This is a genomic window from Archangium violaceum Cb vi76 (genome assembly GCF_000733295.1).
Lineage (GTDB): Bacteria > Myxococcota > Myxococcia > Myxococcales > Myxococcaceae > Archangium > Archangium violaceum.
Genome location: NZ_JPMI01000083.1, coordinates 1 through 5,286, shown reverse-complemented (window position 1 = coordinate 5,286; position 5,286 = coordinate 1). Strand labels below are relative to the sequence as shown.

The window sequence follows — 5,286 nt, the reverse complement described above, 5'->3', positions numbered from 1 at the left end:
CGGCTCATGGCCCAGGCCGTCCTCGGGGAGACCCCCTCCCTGGACCTCACACCGTTCCGTTTCGATCGCTTCCCCCGCCGCTGAGCCGCCGGGGGAGACATTCCACCCCCTGGAGATCCCAGCCAGGCAGCCAGGAAAGTCGAAAAACCGCGTCGGGTTGGCCTTCCGTGGCCCGATCCTCCTAGAATCCCCACCCGTGGAAGCCATTCCTCCCGTACCTCCCCGGATCCTGATCGTCGACGACGACGATTCCGTGCGCGATGTCATCTCCGTCCTCCTCAGGGAGGAGGGATACAACTGCGTGGTGGCCAGTGGCGCCGAAATGGCCCTGGACCTCGCCAGTCAGGAAGAGACGCCGCTGGTCATCAGCGACATGAAGATGCCGGGCAAGGATGGCCTGTGGCTGCTCGAGCAGCTGCGCGAGCGCTATCCGGACACCTCCGTCATCATGCTCACCGGCTACGGCGACACCGAGTCCGCCGTGGACTGCCTGCGCCGGGGCGCTGTCGACTACCTCCTCAAGCCACCCAAGCTCACGGATCTCATCCGTGCCATCGAGCGGGCGCTCGCCAAGCGCCGCATCGAGCTGGCGCGCAAGCGCTACCAGAAGAAGCTCGAGCGCAAGGTGCGCGACCGCACCACGGAGCTGCGCAACGCGCTGCGGGACATCGCCCACACCTACCAGTCCACGCTGCTGGCGCTGGTGGCGGCGCTGGACGCGCGCGAGCACGAGACGTCGGACCACTCGCAGCGCGTGGTGCGCTACACCAGCGCCGTCGCCGAGCGCATGGGGATTAAAGGCCAGGAGCTGGAGGAGATCGGCCGCGGCGCCCTGCTGCACGACATCGGCAAGATTGGCGTTCCGGACGCCGTGCTGCTCAAGCCGGGCAAGCTCACGCCCGAGGAGTGGCAGGAGATGCGCAAGCATCCGGACATCGGCTTCCAGATGATCCAGAACATCCCCTTCCTGGCCACGCCGGCGCAGATCGTGCTGTCGCACCAGGAGCGCTGGGATGGGCAGGGCTACCCGCGCAACCTGCGGGGCCAGGAGATCCACATCGGCGCGCGCATCTTCGCCGTGGCGGACACCCTGGACGCGATGACGAGCGATCGGCCGTACCGCAAGGGCACCACCTTCGCCAACGCCATCGCGGAGATCACCCGCTGCGCGGGCACGCAGTTCGATCGCGAAGTGGTGCGGGCCTTCCTGGACATCGGTGAGCAGGCGCTCATCAAGATCAAGGAGGACATGCACCTGCGGAAGCTGACGCTGGTGCAGGCGGAGGCACAGGCCCAGGAGGCCGAGGCCACCCTGGCCCGGCTCACGGATGACCTGGACGACATCGACCAGAGCATCCCCGGCCCGGGCAGCCCGGGTCCGGCGCCTCGCGCCACCAGCCCCGCGGCCCCTCCCCCTCCCGCGCCAGCGGTGGGGACCGCCGCATCCACGGCCAGCCGTCCGGAGCAGGCCGTGGTGCTCTCGGTGCTCGCCGGGGGCCGCCAGGGTAATTCACGCGACTGAGCGGGCCTCCGGCTCCCAATGGACTTCAGGTGTAGACCTCTACACCTGGATCACTGGCTGGTGGGCCCGGGTTGAGCACGCTCGATGAGGCCCGCCCGGTCGAGCAGTTCGCGGATGCGGGCGGTGAAGGTCACGTGCTCGGGGTTGCTGGCCGTCATGGGCTCGGGGGAAAGCACCAGCAGCCAGCCCAGCTTTCCCACCGGCTCGATGCGCACGGGAGCCGGCAGCGGCGGCAGCGTCCCCAGGCGGAGCGACAGGTACGTCAGCCAGCCCACCCGAACCTCGGACCCGCGCTTCTCCACGAGCTCCACCATTTCCGAGGAGCTGGCCATGGCGAAGTCGGGGTCCCACGCCGTGGCCATGCACGTGAGCACCTCGGCCAGCACGGGCACGCGCAGCAATCGCTCCCGGACCGGACCCGTCCTGGGTGGTTTGAGCAGACACGAGTTGGGCCCTCCCCAAGGAGAGTATCCGCCACAAGTCAGATGAAGGTCGGTGGCCTCCTCCTTCGCATTCCACAGGATCCGGCTGAAGCCCAGGCGCTCGATGATCTCCTTGCCCACGTCCGTGCGGCTCCTGCTGATCAGCAAGAGCTTCTCCAATTCCTCCACTGCTGGAGAGACAGGGTGGCCGGGCAGTCCTCGCGGGGCACCACGGCCTCCTCGGTACCATTGGCCAAAGGACGGCTCACACCGCGCAAGTCCATGAAGCAAGAGTTCCGCACGCCTGGCACACTCCAGCGCCGTCTCCTTGCGCGGTCCCCAGTACGCTCCCACGTAGTACTTGTCCTGCATGCGTGCGCCTCCCCTACTGCGCCGGTCGCGTATGGTGGACGGTGATGTTCGTCCAGTTGTTGTCCTTGAAAGTTTCGCGAAGGAACTCCGCTACCTTGGCATCTGCAACGTGCCAGGTTACCGGCATCCCCAACCCTTGGGCCGCCTCCGATTGTTTCCTGGCTTGCTCCATCATCTCGTCGAACTTGCCGGAGTTCTTGTACCAGTACTTGGGAGTGCCATCCGCGTTGAAAAAGGAGCAGTAGCCGGGGCCCTTGGCCTCCAGCAGTTCCCCCAGCTTGATGCCGTCGAACTCCAGTTTCCCAATCATGTACACCCACCACGCGGGCCGCCCCGTCACCTGCTCCTGGTAGTCCAGCGAGCGCTTGGATCCGGTGGTGGGCTTCTTGTACGTCCACTTGCCGGGACTCCGCGCCGGTGCCGTCTGGGACGCCTTCCCCGCCTTGCCGCTCGCGCCGCCGGTGTTGCTGCCCCGGCCCTTCCTCGCCATGTGGAGGATGGAGAGGGCGCTCAGGTCCAGGCCCACCGTGCCCGCCACCATGGCTTCGCCCAGCATCAGCTCGCCCCTGGCAGTGAGCGACAGCCCTGACAGGTCAGCTCTCAGTCCGCCCATGCGCCCCACCGTGGCCCGTGCGCCACCGAGCATCATGAGCAGGTGCGTGGGCGAAGTTACCGGCTGCAGGGCGCGGGCGCTGTCGTGGAATGCGGTGGACCGCGAGTGGAGGCCAAAGCCGCTCGTCAGGCGCGCGCGCGGAGAGCCCATGGTGCACCCTTCGAGGAGCACGGCCACGACCATGGTCAGAACGACCGCGCCGAGCCGGCGGCTGTGAGCGCCGATGGAAGGAGTGGACATGCCCTGGACTCCAAGGGACAGGACAGGGACGGTCAAGTCATCACTGAGGCATCCCCTCATTTTCGCAAGCGCCCCCATTGCGCGTACCATCCGTCATCCAGCACGGAGAGCAGCAGGGTGGCCTACCTCTTCAGCTACCGCATCCCGATCGACGATGGCGCGGCGCCGAACCCATTCTGGGGCGTGTGCACGCTCGTCATTTGTAAGCCTGCCATTCGTCGAGTCGCGCGGGTTGGCGACTGGATCGTGGGGACTGGTTCACGCCGATCGCCGATCGGCGACATCACCACCACGGTCGTCTACGCGATGCGTGTGACCGAGAAGCTCACGATGCAGGCGTACAATGCGCGGACTCGGCAGAAACTCCCCGAGAAGATCCCGGACTGGGGCAACGTTGACTATCGCCGCCGGCTCGGTGATTCCATCTACGACTTCACCGTTCACCCGTACGTCATACGCAAGAGCGTCCACGATGAGCGCAACCGCGAGCGCGACTTGAGCGGCAAGTATGCACTCCTCTCGACGCACTTCTTTTACTTCGGAGACAAGTCGATCGAGCTGCCGGAGGATCTCCACAAGATCATCAAGACTGGACAGGGGCACTTGCGGATTCACGACCCAGAAGTCGTCGACCGCTTCGTCACGTGGATCGAGGGGTTGAACATCGCGCCGAACAGTCTCCTCGGCGAGCCGCAATGCCGTGACATGGAGAAGCGGTGCCGTCTGGACGCGGAGGAAAAGGAGTAGGAGCGGCGCCGCTACACCGGTTCTCGATCAGGTTGACGTACCGCTGCGAGTGTGGCGAGTGCGTGGAGACAGCCCCAGGCCCGCCCAAGCTCCAGTCCGGCGGGCGCTTCACCCCGGTGCACCGCGGCTGTGAGGCTACCAGTCCGTGGGCGCTCCCGGTACGCTGGCCCTCTGGGCCCTGGTGATGATGCTCGCTGGATGGGGCCGTGCCGCCGGACGCGGTAGGAGCTGAGCTGGAAAGGCAGGACGTCATGGCGGCTTCTAACGCAACCAAAGCAGGCAGCCGTCGATACAGCTGGATGTCCACTCTCCCAGCAAAAAGCCGTCTTCGGGGATGCCAGACGGGCACTCGTGGGTTAAGAGTCGAGTCCCCTCATGATTGACGCACCTCCCCAAAGGGATCCCCTGGTCCCTCCCTTGCTGGACGCCCAGGGGAGGACCATGACCTATCTGCGCCTGTCCGTGACGGACCGGTGCAACTTCCGCTGCACGTACTGCTCGCCGGCCAGCTGGGGTGGGAAGAAGGACCTGCTGACGCCCGAGGAGTTCGAGCGCATCGTCTCCGTCTTCGCGCGCATGGGCATCCGCCGGGTGCGGCTCACCGGGGGCGAGCCCCTCATCCGCCCGGACATCCTCGAGGTGGCGCGGCGCATCGCCGCCGTCCCCGGGGTGGAGTGGCTGGCCATCACCACCAACGCCAGCCACCTGGAGCGGCTGGCCATGCCGCTGCGCGAGGCGGGTGTCACCCAGCTCAACATCAGCCTGGATACCCTGTCCGAGGACACCTTCCGGCGCATCTCCAAGCAGGGGGACTTCGGCTCCATCCTGCGGGGCATCGACGCGGCCGTGGGCGCGGGCTACGCCTCGCTGAAGCTCAACGCCGTCGTGATGAGCGGGATGAACGACGCCGAGGTGGGGGACATCATCGCCTACGCCCACGCCCGGGGCATCACCCCGCGCTTCATCGAGCTGATGCCCTTTGGCCAGGGAACCCCGGTGCCCACGGCACAGCTGGTGGAGCGGCTCCAGGCCAGCGGACTGCCCCTGGTTCCCGACGAGGAGCCGCAAGGCGCCGCCGCGGGGCCGGCGCAGTACTGGCGCGCTCCCGGTGGGCGGGTGGGCTTCATCTCTCCCCTCACCCAGAACTTCTGCGGCGGCTGCAACCGCGTGCGCGTGGCCTCCAACGGAGACCTGCGCAGCTGCCTCGGCGGGCGGGCCCAGGCGCCGCTGCACACGCTCATCCGCGGGGGCGCCACGGACGCGGATCTCGCCCTGGCCATCCGCCGCGCCCTGGGCGAGAAGCCGGACGGCCACCGCTTCACCGAGCCCGGTGCCGGCTCCTCCCTGCTGTCGATGATGGGCATTGGCGG

General features: G+C 67.2%; 5 protein-coding genes. 3 read left to right on the top strand and 2 right to left on the bottom strand.

Going from position 1 to position 5,286, the window contains the following annotated elements; genetic code table 11:
* Positions 1–196: 196 nt before the first annotated feature.
* Positions 197–1,522: an HD domain-containing phosphohydrolase gene (locus Q664_RS13910; protein WP_043394565.1), complete on the top strand. Its 1,326-nt coding sequence runs from the start codon at positions 197–199 to the stop codon at positions 1,520–1,522.
* Positions 1,523–1,572: 50 nt separating this feature from the next.
* Here the strand turns inward: Q664_RS13910 and Q664_RS54775 are convergent, their stop codons facing one another.
* Both Q664_RS54775 and Q664_RS13900 read right to left on the bottom strand, forming a co-directional pair.
* Positions 1,573–2,316: an Imm52 family immunity protein gene (locus Q664_RS54775; RefSeq protein WP_075207426.1), complete on the bottom strand. Its 744-nt coding sequence runs from the start codon at positions 2,314–2,316 to the stop codon at positions 1,573–1,575.
* 13 nt (positions 2,317–2,329) lie between these two features.
* Entirely contained in the window at positions 2,330–3,169 is an 840-nt protein-coding gene (locus tag Q664_RS13900; RefSeq protein ID WP_043394563.1) for a Tox-REase-5 domain-containing protein, read from the bottom strand.
* A gap of 117 nt (positions 3,170–3,286) precedes the next feature.
* Here Q664_RS13900 and Q664_RS13895 point away from each other — a divergent pair, with 117 nt between their 5' ends.
* Positions 3,287–3,916 carry an Nmad2 family putative nucleotide modification protein gene (locus Q664_RS13895; protein WP_052518071.1) on the top strand — a complete coding sequence of 210 codons (630 nt, stop codon included), beginning with the start codon at positions 3,287–3,289 and terminating at the stop codon, positions 3,914–3,916.
* 375 nt (positions 3,917–4,291) lie between these two features.
* Positions 4,292–5,286, top strand: a 995-nt coding sequence (moaA, locus tag Q664_RS13890) for a GTP 3',8-cyclase MoaA (protein WP_043394567.1), incomplete at its 3' end; no start/stop codon positions are given.

Bases quoted from the DNA above. Each gene is read 5' to 3' on its own strand.
- Q664_RS54775 (WP_075207426.1), bottom strand. From the start codon at position 2,316: ATGCAGGACAAGTACTACGTGGGAGCGTACTGGGGACCGCGCAAGGAG.
- Q664_RS13900 (WP_043394563.1), bottom strand. From the start codon at position 3,169: ATGTCCACTCCTTCCATCGGCGCTCACAGCCGCCGGCTCGGCGCGGTC.